Origin of the sequence: Pseudomonas brassicacearum (assembly GCF_003732225.1) — a bacterium.
GTDB classification, from domain to species: domain Bacteria; phylum Pseudomonadota; class Gammaproteobacteria; order Pseudomonadales; family Pseudomonadaceae; genus Aquipseudomonas; species Aquipseudomonas brassicacearum_E.
This window is the reverse complement of sequence record NZ_MOBJ01000006.1, coordinates 173,276-195,517: the sequence shown is the minus strand read 5'-3', so window position 1 is coordinate 195,517 and position 22,242 is coordinate 173,276. Positions and strand designations below refer to the sequence as shown.

At 56.8% G+C, this 22,242-nt stretch carries 22 protein-coding genes and 1 pseudogene; 13 read left to right on the top strand and 10 right to left on the bottom strand.

All coding sequences use genetic code 11. The annotated features are described in order from the left end of the window. Positions 1–566 precede the first annotated feature (566 nt). The 4 genes from BK659_RS07730 (at position 567) to BK659_RS07715 (ending at position 3,730) form a co-directional block, all read left to right on the top strand. Positions 567–959: a hypothetical protein gene (locus tag BK659_RS07730; protein ID WP_123424494.1), complete on the top strand. Its 393-nt coding sequence runs from the start codon at positions 567–569 to the stop codon at positions 957–959. A 229-nt stretch (positions 960–1,188) separates the two neighbouring features. Then, positions 1,189–1,452 (top strand): DUF2790 domain-containing protein, encoded by a 264-nt coding sequence (locus BK659_RS07725; protein ID WP_123424493.1) that lies wholly within the window; start codon positions 1,189–1,191, stop codon positions 1,450–1,452. A gap of 143 nt (positions 1,453–1,595) precedes the next feature. Continuing rightward, complete coding sequence (locus tag BK659_RS07720) at positions 1,596–2,267, top strand: heavy metal response regulator transcription factor (protein ID WP_123424492.1); 672 nt, start codon at positions 1,596–1,598, stop codon at positions 2,265–2,267. Continuing rightward, on the top strand, positions 2,264–3,730 hold the full coding sequence (locus BK659_RS07715; protein WP_259740220.1) for a heavy metal sensor histidine kinase: 1,467 nt from the start codon (positions 2,264–2,266) through the stop codon (positions 3,728–3,730). Before BK659_RS07720 ends, BK659_RS07715 begins: the two co-directional genes overlap by 4 nt. Before the next feature lie 2 nt (positions 3,731–3,732). On the opposite strand, the gene BK659_RS07710 is transcribed toward BK659_RS07715, so the two are convergent. From BK659_RS07710 to BK659_RS07700, 3 genes are all read right to left on the bottom strand, one after another. Continuing rightward, complete coding sequence (locus tag BK659_RS07710) at positions 3,733–3,927, bottom strand: hypothetical protein (RefSeq protein WP_123424491.1); 195 nt, start codon at positions 3,925–3,927, stop codon at positions 3,733–3,735. Between the two features lie 187 nt (positions 3,928–4,114). Next, entirely contained in the window at positions 4,115–4,579 is a 465-nt protein-coding gene (locus BK659_RS07705; protein ID WP_259740219.1) for a styrene oxide isomerase, read from the bottom strand. Between the two features lie 10 nt (positions 4,580–4,589). Continuing rightward, on the bottom strand, positions 4,590–5,489 hold the full coding sequence (locus BK659_RS07700; RefSeq protein ID WP_123424490.1) for a LysR family transcriptional regulator: 900 nt from the start codon (positions 5,487–5,489) through the stop codon (positions 4,590–4,592). A 139-nt stretch (positions 5,490–5,628) separates the two neighbouring features. On the opposite strand from BK659_RS07700, the gene BK659_RS07695 reads away from it, so the two are divergent. Continuing rightward, entirely contained in the window at positions 5,629–6,243 is a 615-nt protein-coding gene (locus BK659_RS07695) for an FMN-dependent NADH-azoreductase (protein ID WP_123424489.1), read from the top strand. A 206-nt stretch (positions 6,244–6,449) separates the two neighbouring features. Further along, the gene (locus tag BK659_RS27910; protein WP_123424488.1) at positions 6,450–6,884 is read left to right on the top strand and encodes a hypothetical protein; all 435 of its coding nucleotides are present in this window, start codon (positions 6,450–6,452) and stop codon (positions 6,882–6,884) included. 161 nt (positions 6,885–7,045) lie between these two features. Here BK659_RS27910 and BK659_RS07685 read toward each other — a convergent pair whose 3' ends face one another. Beyond that, entirely contained in the window at positions 7,046–7,309 is a 264-nt protein-coding gene (locus BK659_RS07685) for a hypothetical protein (protein WP_123424487.1), read from the bottom strand. A 305-nt stretch (positions 7,310–7,614) separates the two neighbouring features. On the opposite strand from BK659_RS07685, the gene BK659_RS07675 reads away from it, so the two are divergent. After that, entirely contained in the window at positions 7,615–9,045 is a 1,431-nt protein-coding gene (locus BK659_RS07675) for a GGDEF domain-containing protein (RefSeq protein ID WP_123424485.1), read from the top strand. Positions 9,046–9,270: 225 nt separating this feature from the next. Here the strand turns inward: BK659_RS07675 and BK659_RS07670 are convergent, their stop codons facing one another. Then, a complete protein-coding gene (locus BK659_RS07670; protein ID WP_259740218.1) occupies positions 9,271–9,810 on the bottom strand; it encodes an arsenate reductase/protein-tyrosine-phosphatase family protein in 540 nt (179 codons plus the stop codon). A 551-nt stretch (positions 9,811–10,361) separates the two neighbouring features. On the opposite strand from BK659_RS07670, the pseudogene BK659_RS28440 reads away from it, so the two are divergent. Then, positions 10,362–10,888: pseudogene (locus BK659_RS28440) on the top strand (site-specific integrase); the annotation flags it as partial. A gap of 12 nt (positions 10,889–10,900) precedes the next feature. Next, entirely contained in the window at positions 10,901–12,490 is a 1,590-nt protein-coding gene (locus BK659_RS07655) for an ABC-F family ATPase (RefSeq protein ID WP_123424484.1), read from the top strand. Positions 12,491–12,559: 69 nt separating this feature from the next. Here BK659_RS07655 and pssA read toward each other — a convergent pair whose 3' ends face one another. After that, positions 12,560–13,903 carry a CDP-diacylglycerol--serine O-phosphatidyltransferase gene (pssA, locus tag BK659_RS07650; RefSeq protein ID WP_123424483.1) on the bottom strand — a complete coding sequence of 448 codons (1,344 nt, stop codon included), beginning with the start codon at positions 13,901–13,903 and terminating at the stop codon, positions 12,560–12,562. A gap of 217 nt (positions 13,904–14,120) precedes the next feature. Here pssA and BK659_RS07645 point away from each other — a divergent pair, with 217 nt between their 5' ends. The 3 genes from BK659_RS07645 to BK659_RS07635 all read left to right on the top strand — a co-directional run bounded on the left by BK659_RS07645 (position 14,121) and on the right by BK659_RS07635 (position 16,192). Continuing rightward, positions 14,121–14,714 (top strand): TetR/AcrR family transcriptional regulator, encoded by a 594-nt coding sequence (locus BK659_RS07645; RefSeq protein ID WP_123424482.1) that lies wholly within the window; start codon positions 14,121–14,123, stop codon positions 14,712–14,714. A 26-nt stretch (positions 14,715–14,740) separates the two neighbouring features. Next, the gene (locus BK659_RS07640; RefSeq protein ID WP_123424481.1) at positions 14,741–15,220 is read left to right on the top strand and encodes a nuclear transport factor 2 family protein; all 480 of its coding nucleotides are present in this window, start codon (positions 14,741–14,743) and stop codon (positions 15,218–15,220) included. 192 nt (positions 15,221–15,412) lie between these two features. Beyond that, positions 15,413–16,192, top strand: a complete 780-nt coding sequence (locus BK659_RS07635) for a TSUP family transporter (protein WP_123424480.1) — start codon at positions 15,413–15,415, stop codon at positions 16,190–16,192. Here BK659_RS07635 and nudC read toward each other — a convergent pair. Then, complete coding sequence (nudC, locus tag BK659_RS07630) at positions 16,160–16,990, bottom strand: NAD(+) diphosphatase (protein ID WP_123424479.1); 831 nt, start codon at positions 16,988–16,990, stop codon at positions 16,160–16,162. The two genes, BK659_RS07635 and nudC, sit on opposite strands and share 33 nt — an antisense overlap. Positions 16,991–16,996: 6 nt before the next feature. Further along, on the bottom strand, positions 16,997–17,809 hold the full coding sequence (locus BK659_RS07625) for a crotonase/enoyl-CoA hydratase family protein (protein ID WP_123424478.1): 813 nt from the start codon (positions 17,807–17,809) through the stop codon (positions 16,997–16,999). Between the two features lie 180 nt (positions 17,810–17,989). Between BK659_RS07625 and BK659_RS07620 the strand changes: the two genes are divergently transcribed. Next, complete coding sequence (locus tag BK659_RS07620) at positions 17,990–18,850, top strand: lipase family protein (protein WP_123424477.1); 861 nt, start codon at positions 17,990–17,992, stop codon at positions 18,848–18,850. A gap of 6 nt (positions 18,851–18,856) precedes the next feature. Here BK659_RS07620 and BK659_RS07615 read toward each other — a convergent pair whose 3' ends face one another. Together BK659_RS07615 and BK659_RS07610 are read right to left on the bottom strand one after the other, a co-directional pair. After that, positions 18,857–20,140, bottom strand: coding sequence for a Zn-dependent hydrolase (locus BK659_RS07615; RefSeq protein ID WP_123424476.1), 1,284 nt, complete (start codon positions 20,138–20,140; stop codon positions 18,857–18,859). 151 nt (positions 20,141–20,291) lie between these two features. Next, positions 20,292–21,776, bottom strand: coding sequence for an NCS1 family nucleobase:cation symporter-1 (locus BK659_RS07610; protein WP_123424475.1), 1,485 nt, complete (start codon positions 21,774–21,776; stop codon positions 20,292–20,294). Positions 21,777–22,242 lie beyond the last annotated feature (466 nt).

The window sequence follows — 22,242 nt, the reverse complement described above, 5'->3', positions numbered from 1 at the left end:
CCATTCCGGATTCAATACATCGCGCGTCTTCCGAGCAGTTCAAACACCACATGAGCCACTCCCAAGTACTTGTCAGTTTCCACGGCCAAGTAATCGAGCTGCCAACTCAATACCGCACCGCCGAGCATCGCCGAACGTCTTCCAGGTGCCTGACTCCCCGCCAACCCTTACGTAGCGTCCGCACTCATTGAGCCAGACGATAATGACCCGCGGCGTCGAACTGTCTGGCTCGCCCCAAATGAAGTCGATCGTTGCTTTCCTACCGTTCGGATGAACGTAATCCACGGGATATGGCCTTTCGGTGGCTGAGTCCATGCGGGCCTCCGGCTTGGTGCTGGTTGTCAATTAATAGACCATTTCCAACCGTCACGCTACCTCAACGAGGCATTCTTCATGCCCACGGAAAACCCAACAACTCCAGTCCCGGTCAGATGGCTGTGAATGCCCTCGAACGGCTATCGACGGAGTGACCGTCGGCCTCACCTTTTGTCGCAAGTCGATTGACTGACGGGGACCTTTGGAGCCCAGTACTCAGCGGGCCAGACCAGATCAGAAGAAGAAAAACCATGTCAAAAATAACAGTGATATCCGGTGACTTTCTGGCAGGTGATGCCGAATTTCAATCTGGACTATTCACTCTGAAATCCGCATTGAAACCCTCTCTGGAATTAAAGATTCCCATTTCAAAACTAGAGTCCCTGGAAACCGCAACTGAAGAAGTCGTCAACAAGAAAGGAAGCGCTATTCGATGGGGTCTGGCTGGAGCATTGCTTCTAGGACCCATTGGGCTAGTTGCAGGCTGGTTGCTATGCGATAAAGAGCGGGAGGTGACTTTCTACGCAAAGTTCAAGGATGGCCGCTGCCTTCTTGCCACAACCGATAGCGACACCTACTCAAAAATTTCTGCCTCTCCCCTCAAGCAACACCACTCTCCCCCCCATCAAAGTCAGCCGCTATAGCGGTAAGGACGAAGTATTACTGTCAGCGTCCGGCCAACACACCTTCGTGATCCCAACACCTAGGGCGATGGTGTCAGCGACATGCCGCTGGAGCACATCAGCCTCATCCTCGGACAAGATTGCATTACGACTTTGTAATTGTTCTGTTCGTCAGCTGTTTGAGTTGCCTTGTTACCGTGAACTCACTGCCAAACAACAGGCAGCCCACGTTAAATAAGGAGTTACTGCCATGAAACTGTTCATGCTCGGGTTCGCCACCCTCCTCGCCACCGGTTCAGCCTTCGCCGGTACCACCGGCACCACCGACACCTCGGCGGTGATCCACGACAAGACTGGTTTCTTCGTCCGCTTGGACGTTGCGAAAGTCAAATCCATGACTGACACCTCGGGCCAATGCGGCGTAATTCCGGCCCGTCTCGATTACCTGGATCATCAGGGTCGGGAACATGTGCTGGACTATCCGGTTCAAGGACGTTGCACGAACGAAAACTGATGAGATGCTTTATACATATGACTGTCCGAGAGCAGGCAATACGCAACACAACCTGATGACTGGGCTAAACTTGCGCTACCTGCTCGCGGCTTTCAGGTCCGTTTTTGTGGATCGAATACCGAAACTGAACCAGGGTAATTCTTATGAACATCCTTGTAGTGGAAGACGAACCCAAGGCGGGCAATTACTTGCTCAATGGTCTGCAGGAGCAGGGATACTCCGTCAGCTTGGCCCGCGATGGCGTTGATGGTTTACACCAGGCCCTGGAAACGTCTTTCGACGTCATTGTGCTGGATGTGATGATGCCAAAGATGGACGGCTGGGAAGTACTGCGCCGCCTGCGCAAGGAAGCCGACACGCCGGTACTGTTCCTGACCGCGCGGGATGACATCGCCGACCGAATCAAAGGCCTGGAGCTGGGGGCCGACGACTACCTGATCAAACCCTTTTCTTTCGCCGAGCTGGTCGCACGCCTGCGCACCCTGACCCGCCGGGGCCCGACCCGGGAAGAAGAGCAACTGCAGATCGCCGACCTGCAGATTGATGTACTCAAACGCCGCGTCACCCGCGCCGGCGTGCGAGTGACGCTGACAAACAAGGAGTTTGCATTGTTGCACCTGCTCGCCACACATCAGGATCAGGTGCTGTCTCGTTCACTGATCGCCTCCCGGGTCTGGGACATGAACTTTGACAGTGACACCAACGTGGTGGACGTCGCTGTACGGCGCCTGCGCCTGAAAATCGACGACCCTTTCCATCTGAAGCTGATCCACAGTGTGCGGGGCATTGGCTACCGCTTTGATACGCAACCATGAACTATCGCCATTACTCCCTGACGCTGCGCCTGGCTGTGGTGTTTGCCTTGCTGGCCTTCGCCCTGCTGGCAACCACCGGCGTCGCACTGTACCGCGATCTTGAACGCGAACTGATACAACGCGACGAGTCCACCCTGGTCTACCGCGTAGATCAGCTGCGTAATTTTCTCAATGGCAGCAATACGCTGGAACTGATCAGGAACAAACCTGTGCTGTTTCAGAACATGCTGGGCAATCGCGAGTACGTACTCACTGTTGGCGTTTCAGGGGAGGCCCCTTTACTACAGGTCAATCCCAGAGATATCGATATTCCCGACCTCACTCCCGTGGCAATGGACCATTCCCTGACACTGACAGATGTACAGCATCTACCCGCCGTGAACGGTACCCCCTTCGCGGCCATCTCCGCGAGTATCGACTCGGGCAAGCTGAAAATGACCATTGGCTGCCTGATGACCGAACGAACCGCAGTGCTCGCCAGCTATCGTCTCAGCGTATACGTCCTCGCCGGTCTCGCGGCCATTGTCCTGGCGCTGGCTGGATATCTAATGGTTCACCGCGGTTTGTTGCCCCTCAGACGCCTGGCGCATCAAGCCCACGGTATCGGCATTGGCAATCTGACAGAGCGACTCGACAGCCGAGGCGCTCCGAAGGAGTTGCTCCCGATGATCGACTCTTTCAACACCATGCTTGAGCGACTCGCCAAGGGTTTTGCACAACTGAGCCAGGTCTCGACTGACATGGCCCACGAACTACGCACGCCCATCAACAACTTGCTGGGTGAAACCCAGGTCGCCATGCAGCAGAACCGCAGCATGGAACATTACCAACAGTTGCTCGCCTCCAATGTCGAAGAACTCGAACGCCTGACACGCATGCTCGACAACATGCTGTTCCTCGCTCGTACTGACCCCGGTAGCGCTCGCGATCAGCGCCAGGAACTGGGCGCCGCCGACGAGTTGGAACGCGTAGCCGATTACTTTGAAGGTCTGGCCGCGGACGTCGACATCACCATCCGCACGGAGGGCGACGGCCTTATCTGGGCCGAGCCAACACTGCTACGCCGCGCCTTGGCTAACCTGTGTGCCAATGCGATAAAATATGGGGCACCTCATTCCGAACTGTTGATCCAGGCCACGCCGTCGGAGGATGGCATCCATCTGCGCGTGCGCAACTACGGAACAACCATCCCGGCGGAACACCTTCCAAAATTATTCGAGCGTTTCTACCGCGTTGACCAATCACGCGAGCGCTCCGCCCTGTCCAATGGACTGGGGCTTTCGATCGTAGCCACTATCATGCAACTGCATTGTGGCCGCTACAGCGTCACCAGCGAGAATGGCGTGACCTGTTTCGAGCTGTTTTTCCCCATGCGGGATCAGCAAGAGCCTCAGGCCGACTTTCAAACCGGCCCAGACACCCCCCGCCTCAGCATCGTCGCGAAGCGCCCCTCCCCCGGTTGACCTTAGCTTTTCGGAGGTGCTTTGAGGCTATCCAATCGACCGCTCTCCAGCAAAGCCTTGTACTTCAACGCATCTGCTTCACTGTGATAGACACCTACAAGAACATCTCCTTGATACACATCCCACATTCTGACTCCCGCGCTACTTGAGTCATGAGACATATGGTGCTCATCGCGTTCTTTGATAGTAATGACCATTTGCACATCCTCTGGATTGAGGCAGGTAAGGTATTTTTTACTCCAGTAATCCCCAAGACTCCATACTGAAAACTTTCACATCCCTTCCCTCGCTCCGCCTCCCGCCTCTAAACCTGGGAGGCGCACAAGTCTGAAGGTCGCCAGTGGCAAGCCTGTGAGCCACATTAAAAGAATCACCTCTATCCATTCACTGAGCGGGCAGTGTTTGGCGCAAGCCCCAGAGTATGAGCAGCGCAGCAACAATGATTGCGACCCCGACACTCGCAAAACCTGCAGTCACCAAGCTCTCCTGCCATAGTTCAGCTGTGTGTCCTGCGCCAGTGAAAGGCGACATGGCCGCCGTCCCCAGGACGGCAGCAAGTGCCGTAACCGCCCAGTTTGCATAAGTGCCATAAAGAAGGGTCCAGTAGGCAATTGCCTTACTGCGTGGAGCGAGATGTATCTCCATCCAGACGGCGCCAATCGCCAGGAGCAAAATTCCATTCATTACCCCTTCAAGGTGTGCAGCCAGGGCCATGCGCGGATTGCTGAACTGCTGTTCGATGAGACCTGTACAGAGGCCCAGGAAGAACAAAAACATGCCATGCCAGAGCAATCTACGCCGAGTGTGGACCATGACCAACGGGATAACCAAACCGCTGACGTTAGTCATCTTCGTATCATCACCTGCACAGACGACGGGTCAGATCATTCAGAAGCCATCGGCCTGCTTTCCCTAAAGAGCGATTTTGCATGTGCGCTGCGTAGATCGTCAGTGTGTCTGGTGTGCGCTGAAGTTCGGCGGTTAACTCAAGCGGTAGGAGGCGTCCTGAAGCCAGATGATCCGCAATCAGATGCTCTGGCATTCGGCACCAACCGAACCCGGCGAGCAAAAAATCCAGCCGCCGTGCCAAATCTACAAACCGCCACTGGTGACTGCCCGTCACCCCATAGCTAGGGCCGTCGGGAGAAACCGGATCGGAAAGTACCAGTTGCACATAAGGCTTGAGGTCTGCACTTGTTGCCCGACGGCCTAACATAGCCAAGGGATGCCCGCTGGCTACTACTGGCCTCAAGTCGACGCTGAGCAGCGGCAGCGCGGTGACATCGTCGGGCACTGTCGGAATCAATGTGCAAAGCGCCAGTGCCGCATCGCCGTTGCGCAATCGGCGCTCTGCGCCGCCTAAGCCTTCTGTAGAAAAACTCACTGCCAGATGCGGAAAAGCCTCACGGATAGCGCGCAGGCTTTCGATGAGCGGTGCGCTAGGGACTAAAGGGTCTATGGCGAGAGCCAACTCCGGCTCAACCCCTGCTGCCGTACTTGAGGCCATTGCTTCAAACTGGGCAGCGCTTGCCAGCACTGCGCGCGCTTGAATCACCAGCACTCTACCGACCTCAGTGAGCGTTGGACGATGGCCGCTCCGATCAAACAGCCTCACACCTTGAACTGACTCAAGTGTGGCAATCGACTGGCTAATGGCAGATTGAGCACGCCGCAGGTGACGTCCCGTTGCCGAGAAACTGCCTGTATCAGCAATGGTTACAAGGATTCGCAACTGATCCAAGCTGAGATTTCCGATCATGACCCATCACTTAAACAGATGGACTCAATCATATTTACATCACTCCTGCGTATAGATCGTATTGGGTAGAGTGTGTCGCACATCGCCTAGAGCGACAACGCAAAACATACCGCCGCGTCACCGCGCAGGAGTTACATTCATGTCCAGGCTTCTCTCCATTGAAACCAGCGCACGTGGGGATGCTTCAATCTCCCGGCAGCTCACTCGCCGATTTGTGGCCGCGTGGGAAGCTGCACACCCTAGGGGCGCCATCAAAATACGGGATCTAACGGACACTTCGCTTACGTTCGTGACGGCCCCTTGGTTACAGGCTTACTTCACCCCGCAAACCCAACATTCGCCTGAAATGAAAGCCGTGTTGCAGCTATCCGATGTGCTTGTGGCCGAGTTGCTGGAAACCGATCACGTGGTTATTTCAACGCCGGTCTACAACTATAACGTCCCTGCGGCGCTCAAGGCGTGGGTGGATCACGTGGTACGTAAAGGCCTGACCTTGGGCTTTGATGGTAAAGGGCTGGTGACCGGTAAAAAGGCAACGGTGCTGCTCGCCTCGGGAGGTGTATACACCAACGACTCCCCGATTAGAGACCGTGACATTGCGACCCAATATTTGAAACTGATCCTGAACGTCCTAGGTATCACTGATGTCACCTTTATTGCGGCCGGCGGCGCTAAAGCTGTAGATCTCGGAGATATCAGCATGCACGATTTTCTAGATACATTTGATCATCAAATTCAAAAGTCGCTGGTTTAGACAGCATTTCTCCTCGCCCATACGATTCTGCTCTATCGACTTCGCGTGGTTAAACGGGCATCCACTTATGCGGCAGCAACTGATCGATTTCACTCGCCCGCTGCCATGACCCCATACCGTGGCGCCTTCTGTCGGAAGTCTGAGAACTATAGACAATGCTATGCATCCTAATTCATGCAAACCCACTCTGATCGGCGGAAGCAATCATGCTTTTAAAGAAGACGAATTTCGCAGCTCTGATGACATGCGTAATGATGCTGGCTGCAGCGCCTTTACTCCCAATGTCCTCTGCCTATGCAAAAAGTGGTGGTGGCGGTAACAGCTCGGGTCACGGTAGCAGTAGCGGCGCCAGCGGACAGGGAGTAGGTCATTCTGCCGACGCTGACAGCAATGGCCGTAGCGAAGGCCAGGAAAGCGATCATGACGGTCAAGCGGTCAGGGACCACGGACTCAATGGCAAACACAAAGGGAGTGCTCGCAACGACAGCAAAGGCCATGGCTCGGCTACCTCCGGGATTGCACACTCCAAAACCACACACGGAGTTACAAAAGCCACTGCGATCTCAACTACCACACCCGGAGATCACAATTCAAAAGGCCTGAGTAACGCTGCTGATTCGAGCACCAAACAAGATCAGTAACCCCCCTTTGCTGACGTGCGGGCGTTTCCTGATCTCGTGCGATGCAGAAAGCCCGCCCCTTGCGGGCGTTCTGTTGTCTGCCCTCCCCAGCTCGCTCTGGAAGCAACCCTCGTGGTTCAATCATAATAGACAGGCAGTCAATCAGAGTGCTCACCACCTCGTTAACCAGCCTCCTGGCTCGCCTGTGTGTTACGACCTCTTTCAGCTTTTTGAACCAGCGCGTTCAAGAGTTCTTCGGTATGGTCTATCGAATCACGTATCTCATCAAACGCCTCATCCAGAGCTTTTTCGATCTCGAGTACAGGAGCACCACGTAATGTCTCCTGTATTTCAAGCTCGTCCCGCTTGAACTGCGACAGGTTGGCGCGCAAGCCCTCTAATCGAAGAGATATCTGTGAGATATGGTGTCGGCGGCGCTGAACCATGATGCTTCTCCTATTGAGCTCCCATACCTATTTAGAGCTCTGTCTACAAAGAGATGTTCAGCATTTCCTGACCAAAGGATTCGGTCTCGGCAAAAGTCCTTTAGAAATAAGGACTGCCCACGTCAGGAATCTGCAGCTCGGCCATTGCTCGACTAGGCTATACATCTCCACAGGAGCCAAAGCCATGGAAGACAAAAATCCGGTTTATTTCGCTCTGATCATCTAAATCTGACGCAGCACCTATGCGACTTCGGAGCCAATACCGGTCCGGTGTTGGCAAAACAGGTTCAACATTGGAGGGAACCATGAGCAATATCATCGCCACCGGCGAGCCACCTGAAGCCATCCGTCTCATCATCAAGGTTTATGCCAGCTTGCTGCTCGCAGGATTTGCGTTTATTCCGGCCTATCTGATTGGTTACTTATTTTTCTTCCAGGACCCCACCCTTATATTCGAGAACCACGCGTTCCATATCATTGCGATCACGGCAGCCACCCTGGAAGGCTTGTTTGTGACTTACGTGACGTGGCGCTGCTATCAGTCATCGGGAGAACCGCTGCTGCGATGGATGACACTTGGCTTTCTCGGTTTTGTACTGATCTACGCGTTGCATGGTGCGTTCACTGGGCTCGCACACCACAATCTCTGGCTGTTCCTGCTGTATGGACCGGCTTCTCGACTGGTCATGGCGATTCTGCTGTTAGTCGGAATACTGTCGTACCACCGCCCACCTGATGCTGCGGATCAACGAATGAAGCCCCGCCCATGGCTGACATGGATCGGACTGTTCCTGCTGGTTGACCTTGCAGTGGCATACGTCGCGAATTCGTCGATCGCCGGCGAACTCGCGGTGCGCCTCTCGCTGGAAAGTGGTGCCCTCGTTTTCTCCACTTTGAACGTGGTAATGCTCCTGCTGCGCCGTACCCGCTCGCCGCTGATGGTGATTTTTATCATCTCGGTCACTGCGTTCGCGTTGTCATCTCTCGCATTCATCCTTGCACGTCCGTGGAACCACATGTGGTGGCTGGCTCATGCGATTTTCGCCGCTGGATTCTTCCTCTTGAGCTATGGGGTCGTGCAAGCGTTCCTCACCACGCGGTCGTTCTCGACGATTTACAGCCAAGAGGAGCTGATGGTGCGTCTTGCCGAGGCGATGGCGTACACCGAGAACGCCCTGCAGGAACTCCAGCGCGCCAATCAAGAACTCGGGCATCTTGCGGCGACCGATCCTCTGACAGGAGCTGATAATCGGCGTCGGTTCATGGAGCGGGTCGAAGCCGAAATTGGCCGGACCAACCGCGGTGGTGCGCCGTTCTCCGTACTGGCACTGGATCTGGACAATTTCAAGTCCATCAATGATCGTTTCGGGCATCAGATTGGCGATGACATCCTGAAGGGGTTCGTGCAGAAGTGCCTCGATTCGATCCGGCCGTACGACGGCGTAGCCCGAGTGGGCGGGGAAGAATTCATGATACTGCTGCCTCAGACTTCACTCGAAGGCGCAGGCGTAATTGCTGAGCGCCTCCGAACCACCGTCGCAAATACTTCTTTTAATAGCGGCCTACAGCGGATAAGCGTGGTCACAGTGAGCATCGGCATATCGCAATCTGGCCGCGACGGCGACACCATCGAGGCAATTTTGCGCGTAGCCGATCAACGCCTGTATCACGCTAAACATCAAGGCCGTAACCGTGTGGTCACCACCATCAAAACCAGCCTCCAACCTCTGCCCTGACCATCATTTCGAAGCCGATGGAAACGTCGGAACTGAATTTAAGGTTGTAATCCAAGACCTTGGTAGTGGCAGATCTGAGCAACCGGAAAATCCGGAGTCTGATAAGGACTCCGGATTTTTTATGCCCGTTGCACAGAACTTGAGCGCTGTTCTTGAAGTACAGCGAAGCGCTTGTGAGGATCGTCAGATAAGACGCCGTTTAAATGCGCCGAGCAATCTTGTGACTTATTTGGAGGCGACGACCTTTTTCAGCGCGGCCGGAACGAAGGTATCCAGCTGCTTCACCACCTCGACATAAGCCTCCATCGGCTTGCCCCAGGCATCCGGCACATCGACATTCTTGCCCGTCGCATATTCGGCCAAGGTGAAAGTCTTGTCTTTTGCTTCGGGGAACTGCTCGATCAATTTGTTCTTGTGTTTTTCGGTCATCGTCAGCAATGCGTCGGAGTGTTTGATATCGTTCGCGGTCAGCTGCGCCGATCGATGTGCAGTGACATCAATGCCGCGTTCCAGCATCCAGCTGGCTGCGTGGACTTCCGGTTTGGCGTCATAAGGGTCCCCGTCGACTGCGCGCGAGATTACCGCAATATTTGCATTGTCTTTGCTGATAGCTGCGTTGGCGATTGCTTCCGCCATCACACTTCGGCCAGTATTTCCGGTGTCTACGAAGGCAAGCTTTTTAGGCTCCTCGGCTAGTGCGTGGCCAGATAGACCAACCACGCACAGTACGCCAGCCATGGCTGCAAAGCGAAGTTTCTTGAACATTTGTTACCCCTTATATTATTGATTTTATGGAGTCGAAAACCGCTACATGCAACGTAGTCACTTAAGCAAGTTGTCGATGCAAATCGTGTTTGCGGAGGCAACGTAGCACCGCGCACATACCTGAACAACAGCCCTGTCGCACGAAAGGAATTTGATGACGCATCGCACGACACCCAATGTATTCGCTGCTAAGGCGCCCTGACAAAGTCATCAACGCTTGAGCATTTTAGGTGGACGTGCGTTGAGCAGCTCAATATCAGTGGACGTTCCGCAATAGGGATGAGCTCCGCAGCCTGGGCGATCACCAAAGGTTTCGGAAAAAGTCGAGCACCCCGCCAACTACACGGGGCCAAGGTGATGAGCAAACCAAAGGTTCGCACATGAAAAAGAGTTCGCCCTGATCAGCAGCTGGCCACTCAGCATGTTTCCTGAAGCATCTGGCAGGGCGAACAGGGAAACCTTACGCGCTCCGCAACGCCGCGTCCCCTCCGCAATTCTGAATTAATCACAACTGAACAGCCTGCCAGTGAACGGCGGGCGAGGAACACTCAATCGCGAAGATTTACCAGCACGAACATTGGCCCAGCACCATCTACGCGGCATTTTTCGAGTTTGTTTTTTTCACGGGCCTACGTCTATCTGAGGCTCTGGCCTTGCGGTGGGATGCAGTGAGCATGGAGAAAAGGACCGCCCACGCAGGGATTTTCAAGAAAATAGGCAGGACGTCGGAAAAAAGAAGCCGGCAAGATACTGGCCCCCCGTCATTTCCCCACCGTCCAAGAACAGCGAGGATGACAAACAGACCTCAGATCTGTGTAAGAGTGGGGGCCGACACTGGAGAAGCTGGCGACACGTTATCGCCCCGCCGTACAACTGCCGTCACACTTATGCGACAATATGCATAATGTCTGGCATGAATCCCGCCTTTATTGCTCAACAGCTTGGACACCGCGTCCAGATGCTGCTCTCGACTTATGCGCGTTGGTTGAACGCTAGCGGCGACTGGGGAGAGATGGAGAAACTCCAAAATGCCCCAGGAATGGCCCAAACGCCAAATGTGCAGCCCGCAACCCATTGATAGGTAAAGTAATTGATCTCCACAGCTAACATCACGATGCAGTTCGGCGCCAAGCCGTTGTTCGAGAACGTTTCGGTAAAATTTGGTGCGGGTAACCGCTATGGCCTGATCGGCGCCAACGGTTGCGGCAAGTCGACCTTCATGAAAATCCTCGGCAGCGACCTCGATCCGTCCGGCGGACAGGTCATGCTCGAGCCGAACGTGCGTCTGGGCAAGCTGCGCCAGGACCAGTTCGCCTACGAAGAATTCAGCGTGCTCGACACCGTGATCATGGGTCACGAAGAGCTGTGGAAGGTCAAGGCCGAGCGTGACCGCATCTACTCGCTACCGGAAATGACCGAAGAAGACGGCATGGCCGTCGCCGAGCTGGAAACCGATTTCGCCGAGATGGACGGTTACACCGCCGAATCCCGCGCTGGTGAATTGCTGCTGGGCCTGGGTATCGGCATCGAGCAACACAATGGCCCGATGAGCGAAGTTTCGCCCGGCTGGAAACTCCGCGTTCTGCTGGCTCAGGCGCTGTTTTCCGATCCGGAAGTCCTGCTGCTCGACGAACCGACCAACCACCTGGACATCAACACCATCCGCTGGCTGGAAAACATTCTGACCCAGCGCAGCAGCCTGATGATCATCATCTCCCACGATAGACACTTCCTGAACAGCGTCTGCACCCACATGGCTGACCTGGACTACGGCGAACTGCGCCTGTTCCCGGGTAACTATGACGAGTACATGACCGTGGCGACCCAGTCCCGCGAGCAACTGCTTTCGGACAACGCCAAGAAGAAAGCGCAGATCTCGGAACTGCAATCGTTCGTCAGCCGCTTCTCGGCCAACGCCTCGAAAGCCAAGCAGGCCACCTCCCGCGCCAAGCAGATCGACAAGATCCAGCTGGCCGAGGTCAAGCCTTCGAGCCGCGTCAGCCCGTTCATCCGCTTCGACCAGACCAAAAAGCTCCATCGCCAGGCAGTGATTGTCGAGCGTATGGCCAAGGGCTTTGACGGCAAGACCCTGTTCAAGGACTTCAGCTTCACCGTTGAAGCCGGCGAGCGCGTGGCGATCATCGGTCCGAACGGGATCGGCAAGACCACCCTGTTGCGCACCTTGGTCAACGAACTGACTCCGGACGCAGGTACCGTCAAGTGGACCGAAGCGGCCGAACTGGGCTACTACGCCCAGGATCACGCGTCGGACTTCGAAGACGAATCCAACCTGTTCGACTGGATGGGCCGCTGGACCAAGGAAGGCGAGCAAGTGGTTCGCGGCACCCTGGGCCGCATGCTGTTCTCCAACGACGAGATCCTCAAGTCGGTCAAGGTGATTTCCGGTGGTGAGCAAGGCCGTATGTTGTTCGGCAAGCTGATCCTGCAAAAGCCGAACGTGCTGATCATGGACGAACCGACCAACCACCTGGACATGGAATCCATCGAAGCGCTGAACCTGGCGCTGGAAAACTACCCGGGCACGCTGATCTTCGTCAGCCACGACCGTGAGTTCGTATCGTCCCTGGCCACTCGAATCATCGAGCTGAGCCCAAGCGGCGTGGTCGACTTCAGCGGCACCTACGACGACTACCTGCGTAGCCAAGGCGTAGTGTTCTAAGAGCAGCTTTTAGCGACAAGCTTCAAGCAGCAAGCAAAGCCCTGTCCATGTGACGGGGCTTTTTTTCGCTTACAGGATGCGATAAAGCAAGCGCTCGATCCGCACCCGACTGACCCGACGCAGAAACTTGCTCACCGCTGCCGGGTATTCCAGCAAGGTTTCCAGTTGCTGATAGTGCTCGATCCGGCTGGTATTGCGGAAAATCTGCGCCAGCTCACTGCGACGGGGTTCCTGCAATTCACCTTTGGGATCATCGATCAGCAAAGCATTTTCCAGGTCCAGGCGAAACGCTCGCGGATTGAGGTTGTTGCCGGTCAGCAAAGTGTAGCGTTGATCAATCCACATGCCTTTGAGGTGATAGGTGTTGTCACCGTCGCGCCACAGATGCAGGTTCAACTGACCGCTGTCGATCACTCGCTGGTGACGCTTGGCAAAGCGTCGCAGGCTGATTTCGTAGAGATACGGTAACGCCGCAATCACCTTGAACGGCTCGCTCGGCGGGATGTAGAAGTCGTTGGCGGTCTTGTCACCGACAATGATGTCGATCTTCACCCCGCGTGCCAGGGCCCGGTTGATTTCACGGGTCACCGGCAACGGCAGGTTGAAATACGGCGTGCAGATGGTCAGCTGATGCTGGGTGCTGGCGATCAGTTCACAGATCACCCGGCTCAACGGATTGTTTTTACCAACCCCAAGCAGTGGGCTGACTGACAGACCGTCCTTTGCCAGCGTGCCCGCCGTGGTGTCGTACGTCGCGTGCTTGAGGCGGCTGCGCAGGTCGCCGATGTCGTTGCGCAGGCTGCGAGTGGTCGGCAGGTTCGGCAAATCGAGACGGTGTACGGCCTTGGAAGCGATCAACCCGTGCTGAACCAGATGCTGCATGGAATCGGCCAGCGTGCGGTTGCGCAGCAGGTGATAACGGTCGAATCGGTATTTGTCGAATTTGTGCAGATAGACGTTGTTCAGGCTGGCGCCGCTATAGATCACGCAGTCATCGATCACGAAGCCTTTCAAGTGCAGCACGCCGAACAGTTCGCGGGTTTGCACCGGTACGCCATACACCGGCACTTCGCTGGCGTGCTCGCGGGTCTGTTGCTGATACCACGCCGAGTTGCCCGGTTGCTTGCCGGCACCGATCAATCCGCGCTGCGCCCGCAACCAGTCAACCACCACCACCACGTCCAGTTCCGGACGCGCAGCTTTGGCGGCGTGCAAGGCATCGAGGATTTCCTGGCCAGCTTCGTCGTGTTGCAGGTAGAGCGCGACGATGTAAATGCGCTGGGTCGCCTGGGCAATTTTCTCCAGCAGGCAATGACGAAACTCGGCAGCGCCAGAAAGGACGGAGACCGCATCGGCGGTCAGCGGAAAACTGCGCAGCTTGGGCAGTAGAGAGCGTTTGAAAAGCGACGGCATAGGGCTCGCAAAAGGGTCGAATCCAAAGAACCCGAGAGCTTACACCATGGATCCGCTCGGGTCTTGTTACTGTCTGTAATGGCCTCTTCGCGAGCAAGCCCGCTCCCACAGGGGGCTGCATTTCAACTGTGAGAGCGAGCGTGCTCGCGAAGGCAATTCAACAGTCACCTGGAATACCTGCTTGACCAAGGAGAACGTTCGTTCTACTCTCTGCCACATGAACGAAATCATTAGCAACGACACACGCGACATTATTCTGGATGTCACCGAAAAGTTGATCTACAAAAGTGGCATTGCTGCCACGGGCATGGATCTCCTGGTGAAAACTGCCGGCGTCTCCAGAAAAAGTATTTACCGCTACTTCGCCAGCAAGGAGGAGCTGACCGTCGCGGCCCTGCAACGTCGCGACGTACGCTGGATGAACTGGTTCAAAACCGAAGTGAACAAGGCCCCGACCCCGGCCGAGCGATTGCTCAACCTGTTCACCGTGCTCAAGGACTGGTTCGCCAGCGAAGGCTTTCGCGGCTGCGCCTTTATCAACACCAGCGGTGAAACCGGCGACCCGCAAGACCCGGTGCGCCTGGTAGCGAAGGAACATAAACAGAAGCTGCTCGACTACGTGTGCGAGCTCTGCACCGAACATGGCGTACACGACCCGGAGGCACTGGCCAAACAGTTGCTGATTCTGATCGATGGCGCCATTACCGTTGCTCTTGTCATGGGCGATCACAGTGCCGCCGATAATGCGCAATGCATGGCGCGAAAGTTATTGGACCTGTCACTGTTTAAACAAGACCAACCTGCTGTTTGAACATACACTTTCCCTGGAGACTTTAAATGTCATCTGATGCCGAAGTTCGTCCGCCACTTCCGCCGTTCACCCGTGAGTCGGCCATTGAAAAGATTCGCCTGGCCGAAGACGGCTGGAACTCCCGCGATCCGCAACGGGTATCCCTGGCCTACACGCAGGACACAAAATGGCGTAACCGCGCCGAGTTCGCCAACAACCGCGAAGAAGCCAAGGGTTTTCTGACCCGAAAATGGGCCAAGGAACTGGATTATCGTCTGATCAAGGAGCTCTGGGCTTTCACCGATAACCGTATCGCCGTGCGTTACGCCTATGAATGGCATGACGATTCTGGCAACTGGTACCGCTCGTACGGTAATGAAAACTGGGAGTTCGATGAGCACGGCCTGATGTCCAACCGCCACGCCTGCATCAACGACCTGCCGATCAAGGAAAGCGAGCGCAAGTTCCACTGGCCGCTGGGCCGTCGCCCGGATGATCATCCGGGGCTGTCGGACCTGGGCTTGTAACCTCCCCGCCCCGCGTGCGTACGCGTAGGAGCTGCCGCAGGCTGCGATCTTTTCAAGATCAAGAGATCGCAGCCTGCGGCAGCTCCTACACGCCACTTGAGGTCAGATCGGTCGCCGCAAAGTCAGGATATAGGTAAGATACCGGCCCTTCCCCGCAGCCCGCTCCTGCACCCCGCCGAATAAGTCGACCTCATGCCTTTCGAACTCAGCGTAGACCTCACCACTCTGGCCATTTTGGCCATCGTCGCGTTCATTGCCGGTTTCATCGATGCCATTGCCGGCGGTGGCGGTCTGCTGACCACCCCGGCGCTGCTCACCGCTGGTTTGCCGCCGCACCTGGTGCTGGGCACCAACAAACTCAGCTCGACCTTCGGCTCGGCCACCGCCAGTTTCACCTTTTACCGACGCAAGCTGTTCCACCCACGGCAGTGGCTGCACGCGATTATCGGAACCCTGGTGGGCGCACTGACGGGCGCGATCGTTGCGCACTACCTGCCAGCCGAATGGCTGAACAAGATGCTCCCGGTGATCGTCTTCGCCTGCGGTGTGTATCTGCTGTTTGGCGGCACACCGAAAGCGCCGCTGGACAGCGACGCACCGATCAAGAAGAAGTGGCAATCGAGCCAGGGTTTCAGCCTCGGTTTCTACGACGGCGTGGCCGGCCCCGGCACTGGCGCCTTCTGGACCGTCAGCAGCCTGCTGCTTTACCCCATCGATCTGGTCAAGGCCAGCGGCGTGGCGCGCAGCATGAACTTCGTCAGCAACATCGCGGCGCTGTCGGTGTTCGTCTTTTCCGGGCAAGTGGACTGGATCATCGGCCTGAGCATGGGCCTGTCGGTGATGGTCGGCGCGTTCTTTGGTGCACGCACCGCCATCAGTGGTGGGGCGAAGTTCATTCGCCCGGTATTCATCACCGTAGTGCTGGGTCTGACCGTGCGTCTAGCCTGGCAGCACTGGTTCAGCGTGGCCTAAGCGCCGCGCCACATAAATGTCGATCAGGTAGCGGGCAATCGAGCGTCCCGCCGGCAACGGCGGTAGCGCGTGAATGTTGAACCACTGAGCGTCTTCGATCTCATCGGCTTGCGGCACGATCTCGCCACCGGCGTACTCGGCATGAAAACCGAGCATCATCGAATGCGGGAACGGCCAGCACTGGCTGCCCAGGTACTGGATGTTCCTGACCTCGATCTGCACCTCTTCGCGCACTTCACGGATCAGACAATCTTCAGCCGATTCGCCGGGCTCGGCAAAACCCGCCAAGGTACTGTAGACCCCCGGAACAAAGCGCGGCGAGCGCGCCAGCAGAATTTCGTCACCTCGGGTGATCAACACGATCATGCTCGGTGAAATCCGCGGATAGCTACGCAAATCACAGGGCTCGCAGTACATCGCCCGCTCACGCGGCAGTTGTGTCATGCGCTGACCGCAATTGCCGCAGAATCGATGCTCACGCGCCCAGGTGCCAATTTGCGCGGCATAGCCCAGCACTTTGTAAACCGTGTGATCGCCATCGAGCATGAACGCTCGCAAGCCTTTCCAGTTGCAGCCCGGCACCTCGCTGTGAGCCTTGAGCTCCAGCAAATACACCGGCTCACCGTCGAGATGACCGATGCCATGCTCGGCGAGAATCGACAGGTCCTGACGCTTGAGCCATTCCCGCGGAAACAGCGCGCCGTTGTCGTCGAACAAAAAACCTTCGGGGCTGCGGGCCACGGCCCAGCCGCCGGGTAAGTCGGTGTCGAGTACTGCAGTGGTCCAGCGTGAAGTCATGTGTGCTCAGTCCAGAAATTCGGGTTTCTGCTTGCTCATCGACGCCGCCATGGCGACCCGCAGGTCTGTGGATTGCAGCATCGCGGCGTTCCAGGTAGCGATGTATTCCAGGCCATCGTTGATGCTGTGATCGCGCATGTAGCTGATCATCTCTTTGGTCCCGGCAATCGCAATCGGCGATTTGGCAGCAATTTCACGGGCAATGCCCATCACCCCATCCAGCAGGCTGGCCGTGTCCGGGTAAACCCGATTGACCAAGCCAATGCTGCGCGCCTCTTCCGCGCCAAAGGTGCGACCAGTGTATGCCAGTTCTCGCAGCATGCCGTCACCGATGATCCGCGGCAAGCGTTGCAAAGTGCCAACGTCGGCGGCCATGCCCATGTCGATTTCCTTGATCGAGAACTGCGCGTCCTCTGCCGCATAACGCATGTCACAGGCAGAAATCAGATCGATGGCACCGCCCAGGCAATAGCCCTGAATTGCCGCCAACACCGGTTTACGGCAGTTATCGACAGCATTGAACGAGGCTTGCAACGCCAGGATCTTGCGCCGTAGCAGGCGTGCATTGCGCCCCACGTCCTTGCCCATTTCATTGGCCACCGAAGCCAGCATCATCAAGTCGATGCCCGAAGAGAAATGCTTGCCAGCGCCGCTGATCACCACTGCGCGGACTTCATCCGTGTCGTCGATCCACTGGAAGATCTCGATGATTTCAGTCCAGAACACCGCGTTCATCGCGTTGATCTTTTCCGGGCGGTTTATCTGCACATGGGCGATGTTGTCCGTCAGTTCGACGCGAAAGGCTTGGTATTCGGACATGGCAGTGATCCTTGCTGGCACTGAAAATGAGGCTCGAACTATAACAAGCCATCGCGCGTGGCCGTAAGGCTGTGCATCGGCCAAAAGCGGGACTGAACGTTCGCAGCCCGCGCCGGCGTCTACAATGGCAGGGTCAGGCCGTTACTCAATCAACGTAGAAGATCAAAAAAGGTTGTCGTCATGACACTGCCCTATGATCCAGGCCGCAGAGCGCTCTACAAACCCGAAGAGCGAGCAAGCATTTTCACTTCGCCTGCCGTCGATGATCTGCAACTCTGTACCGAAGCCTCCCGATTGGCGTATGTGCGTTTCGAGCAATCGACAGCCGAGAGCGCGCGGCTGTCCGACACACTGGCGCTGGCGGGATTCAGTCATGGACTCGAGCACTTTGTCGACGTCCCCACCGACGGGGCCGGCTTCGGCGTCATGAACGACCCCAACGGCAGCGCATTGCTGGTGTTTCGGGGCACCCAGCCAGATCACTTGCTGGATCTGGTCACCAATATTCAGTTCCTCCTTGAACGCTGGGATCTGTGCAGCGGTCGCGGTCACGTCCACCATGGATTCAAGATGACCGCATTAGGCCTCTGGGAGCCGGTATCGACGTGGCTTGCCGGGCCGGCCAGAGCCCGTAGCCGTTTGATCATTTGCGGCCACAGCCTGGGCGCGGCAATCGCCACACTGCTGGCCAAACCGGCAAATGCCGATCTGCTGGTGACCCTCGGTTCCCCCAAGGTCGGTGACACGACCTTCGTTGCCAGTCTCACCGAACTGCAAAGCATCCGGATCGTTGACTGCTGCGACCTGGTAACCACCGTGCCGCCTGATTTTCTCGGCTATCAGCACGCAGGTCAGCTGCACTACATCGACTTCAATGGCCTTGTTCACCCAACGCCCGGCCAACCGTTCATGGATCAGGACCAGCAGCTGGGCGAGCAGTATTACAACGCCCATTACAAAACACCGCCAGGAAACGGCAATGTCATGAACCGGCGCCTGGCTGACCATGCGCCGTTCAATTATGTCCGGGCGTTCTGGTAAGGAGACTCAGGCCGCCAACTCACCGCTGGCAATCGCTGCCGAGGCCGCCAGCATCGCCCGTAACAACACCGCACAACCGGCCGCCAGATCATCCGGTGCGGCGTTTTCGATTTCGTTGTGGCTGATGCCGCCCTCGCACGGGACGAAGATCATCCCGGCCGGCCCCAGCTCGGCGAGGAAGATCGCGTCGTGCCCTGCTCCGCTGACAATATCCATGTGCGACAGCCCAAGACCTTGCGCCGCGCCGCGCACCGCCTCGACGCAGCCCTTGTCGAAATACAGCGGCGGGAAGTCGGCAGTCGGAGTCAGTTCATAGCTCAGACCGTGTTCGTCGCACGTGGTATCGATCACCTGCCGCACCTCGGCGATCATCGAATCGAGCCGCGCCGGTTCCAGATGCCGGAAGTCCAGGGTCATGCGCACCTCACCGGGTATCACATTGCGCGAGCCTGGATAGGCTTGCAGGCAACCGACGGTGCCACAGGCGTGAGGTTGATGACCGAGGGCGGTGCGGTTCACCGCAGCGACAATGGCGGCTGCCCCGACCAGTGCGTCCTTGCGCAAATGCATCGGTGTTGGCCCTGCGTGGGCCTCGACACCACGTAGCTTGAGGTCGAACCACTTTTGCCCCAGCGCGCCCATCACCACGCCAATGGTCTTGCGCTCGTCCTCAAGAATCGGCCCTTGCTCGATGTGCGCCTCAAAATAGGCACCGACTGCATGACCACTGACCTTGCGCGGACCGGCATAGCCGATGGCGTTCAGCGCCTCGCCCACGGTCACGCCGCTGGCGTCGGTCTTGGCCAGGGTTTCTTCGAGGGTGAACTTCTCGGCAAATACCCCGGAGCCCATCATGCACGGGGCGAAGCGCGAGCCTTCTTCGTTGGTCCAGACCACCACTTCCAGCGGCGCTTCGGTTTCCACGCCCAGATCGTTGAGGGTGCGCAGTACTTCAACACCGGCCAGCACACCGAAGCAGCCGTCGAACTTGCCGCCAGTGGGCTGGGTGTCGATGTGGCTGCCGGTCATCACCGGTGGCAGCTGCGGATTGCGTCCGGCGCGGCGGGCGAAGATGTTGCCGACGGCGTCGATGCTCACTGTGCAGCCCGCCTCCTCGCACCATCTGACAAAAATGTCGCGGGCCTGGCGGTCGAGATCGGTCAGGGCCAGCCGACAGACGCCGCCCTTGACCGTGGCGCCGAGCTTGGCCAGTTCCATGAGCGACTGCCAGAGGCGGTCGCGGTTGATGTGCTGATGGCTGGACTGCAGAACGTCTACGGCTGCGTTCATGGTGATCTCCTCAGGCTGTTTTTATGGGTTTCTTCAGGCATTTCCTTGGTGCTTTTGAGGCCGTCATCGCGAGCAAGCTCGCTCCCACAGTGGATCTCCAGTGCTCACAAAACCCATGTGGGAGCGAGCTTGCTCGCGATGAGGCCATCCCTCACACCGGAGATTTCACAACAGACGGACTTGTTCGCATCGTGCACAACCCGTAATAAATCAAGCCGCCAAGGGCCGAGCCGGTGAACCAGCCGTAACTGTAGAACCAACTGAAGGCATCGCTGCCCAGCGATAGCAAGGTCAACACCACCGGCACGCCGAAGGCGATGAAGCCATTCCAGTTCCACGCCGGGTACACGTCATCACGGTACAGACCTGCCAGATCCAGTTGCTGCTTCTTGATCAGAAAGTAGTCCACCACCATGATCCCGGCAATCGGCCCAAGCAGGCTCGAGTAGCCGAGCAACCAGTTGGAATAGACCGTCTCCAGGCTGACATCGGAGACGATCAACCCAAGCTTCTTCAGCAGTTCATGCCCCATCAGCGCCAGCCCTACCAGACCGGTCAGCATCACCGCTTTGGTGCGATTGATGACTTTGGGCGCCAGGTTCTGGAAGTCGTTGGTCGGCGAAACGATGTTGGCCGCGGTGTTGGTCGACAGTGTGGCGATGATGATCAGCGCCATGGCGACCGCCACCCAGACCGGACTCTGGATATGCCCGATCAGGCTGACCGGATCAGAGACGGTCACGCCCACCAGTTTCACCGACGCGGCAGTCATCACCACGCCGAGCGAGGCAAACAGGAACATGGTCAGCGGCAAGCCGAAAATCTGTCCAAGGATTTGGTCCTTCTGGCTTTTGGCGTAGCGGCTGAAGTCCGGAATGTTCAACGACAAGGTTGCCCAGAACCCGACCATCGCGGTCAGCCCGGCAAGGAAGTAACCGGTCACGCTGGCACCTTCAGGGCGTTTCGGTGGCTGGGCCAATAACTCGGTCAGCGACACATTCGGCATGGCCCAGACCAGCAGGCCCAGCCCCACCGCGACCAACAGCGGTGCCGAGAGCGTTTCCAGCCATTTGATCGACTCGGCGCCGCGCAGCACCACCCACAGGTTCAGCGTCCAGAACATCATGAAGCCGATCACTTCGCCGGTGCCTCCGAGGGATTTCCAACCCTCGAAAATCGAGCCAAGAAACAGGTGAATCGCCAGCCCGCCAAACATCGTCTGGATACCGAACCAGCCGCAGGCGACCAGTGCACGGATCAGGCACGGTATGTTGGAGCCGATCACCCCAAAGGATGAACGCAGCAACACTGGAAACGGAATGCCGTATTTGGTGCCGGCGAAAGCGTTGAGGGTCAGCGGAATCAGCACAATGACGTTGGCCAGCAGAATCGCCAGTAACGCCTCGCCAACCGTCAGGCCGAAGTACGCGGTGAGCACCCCGCCGAGGGTGTAGGTCGGCACGCAAACCGACATGCCGATCCATAGTGCGGTGATGTGCCATTTGTTCCAGGTTCGTTCGTGCACCTTGGTCGGCGCAATGTCGTGGTTGTACCGGGGACTGTCGAGGACGTCGCTGCCGGCGTCCAGTTCGTACAAACCTTCGCGCTCGGTGACTTGCGATCTGTTCTGTTGCATGGCCGCTCCACTGTTCTTTTGATTATTTTGCTCATCGGGCTGGCCAGCGGTTGGACCGCGAGCCGGACGATGGCCGGAGAACTGACGACTTTTACCGACCGGCCAAGGTGTCAGCGGCAGTGATCAATAAGCATGCCGGACACTCTGCCGCCGACCTGGGTACGTCGGTAAAATCCATGTAAACAACTGATGTGTATCAGTTTTATTTAAACAACAATCAAGCCCGCGAATACTTGCTTGGGCACTCAGGCAAAATGCCAGGCAAGTTGTCCGAACCGTCAGGACTCAATCTGGTGCGCTACATTTATTTTGTATTTTTTCTATCAACCACAGGCACACCTCAAATAGCTGATTTCACATAGGAAATCTTGACCATATTTCGATCCTGTCAAGTGCGTCAAAATGGTGAGAGGCCTCACCATTTTGGTGATTTGTACATTTATCCTTTTAATATCAATATGTTAAT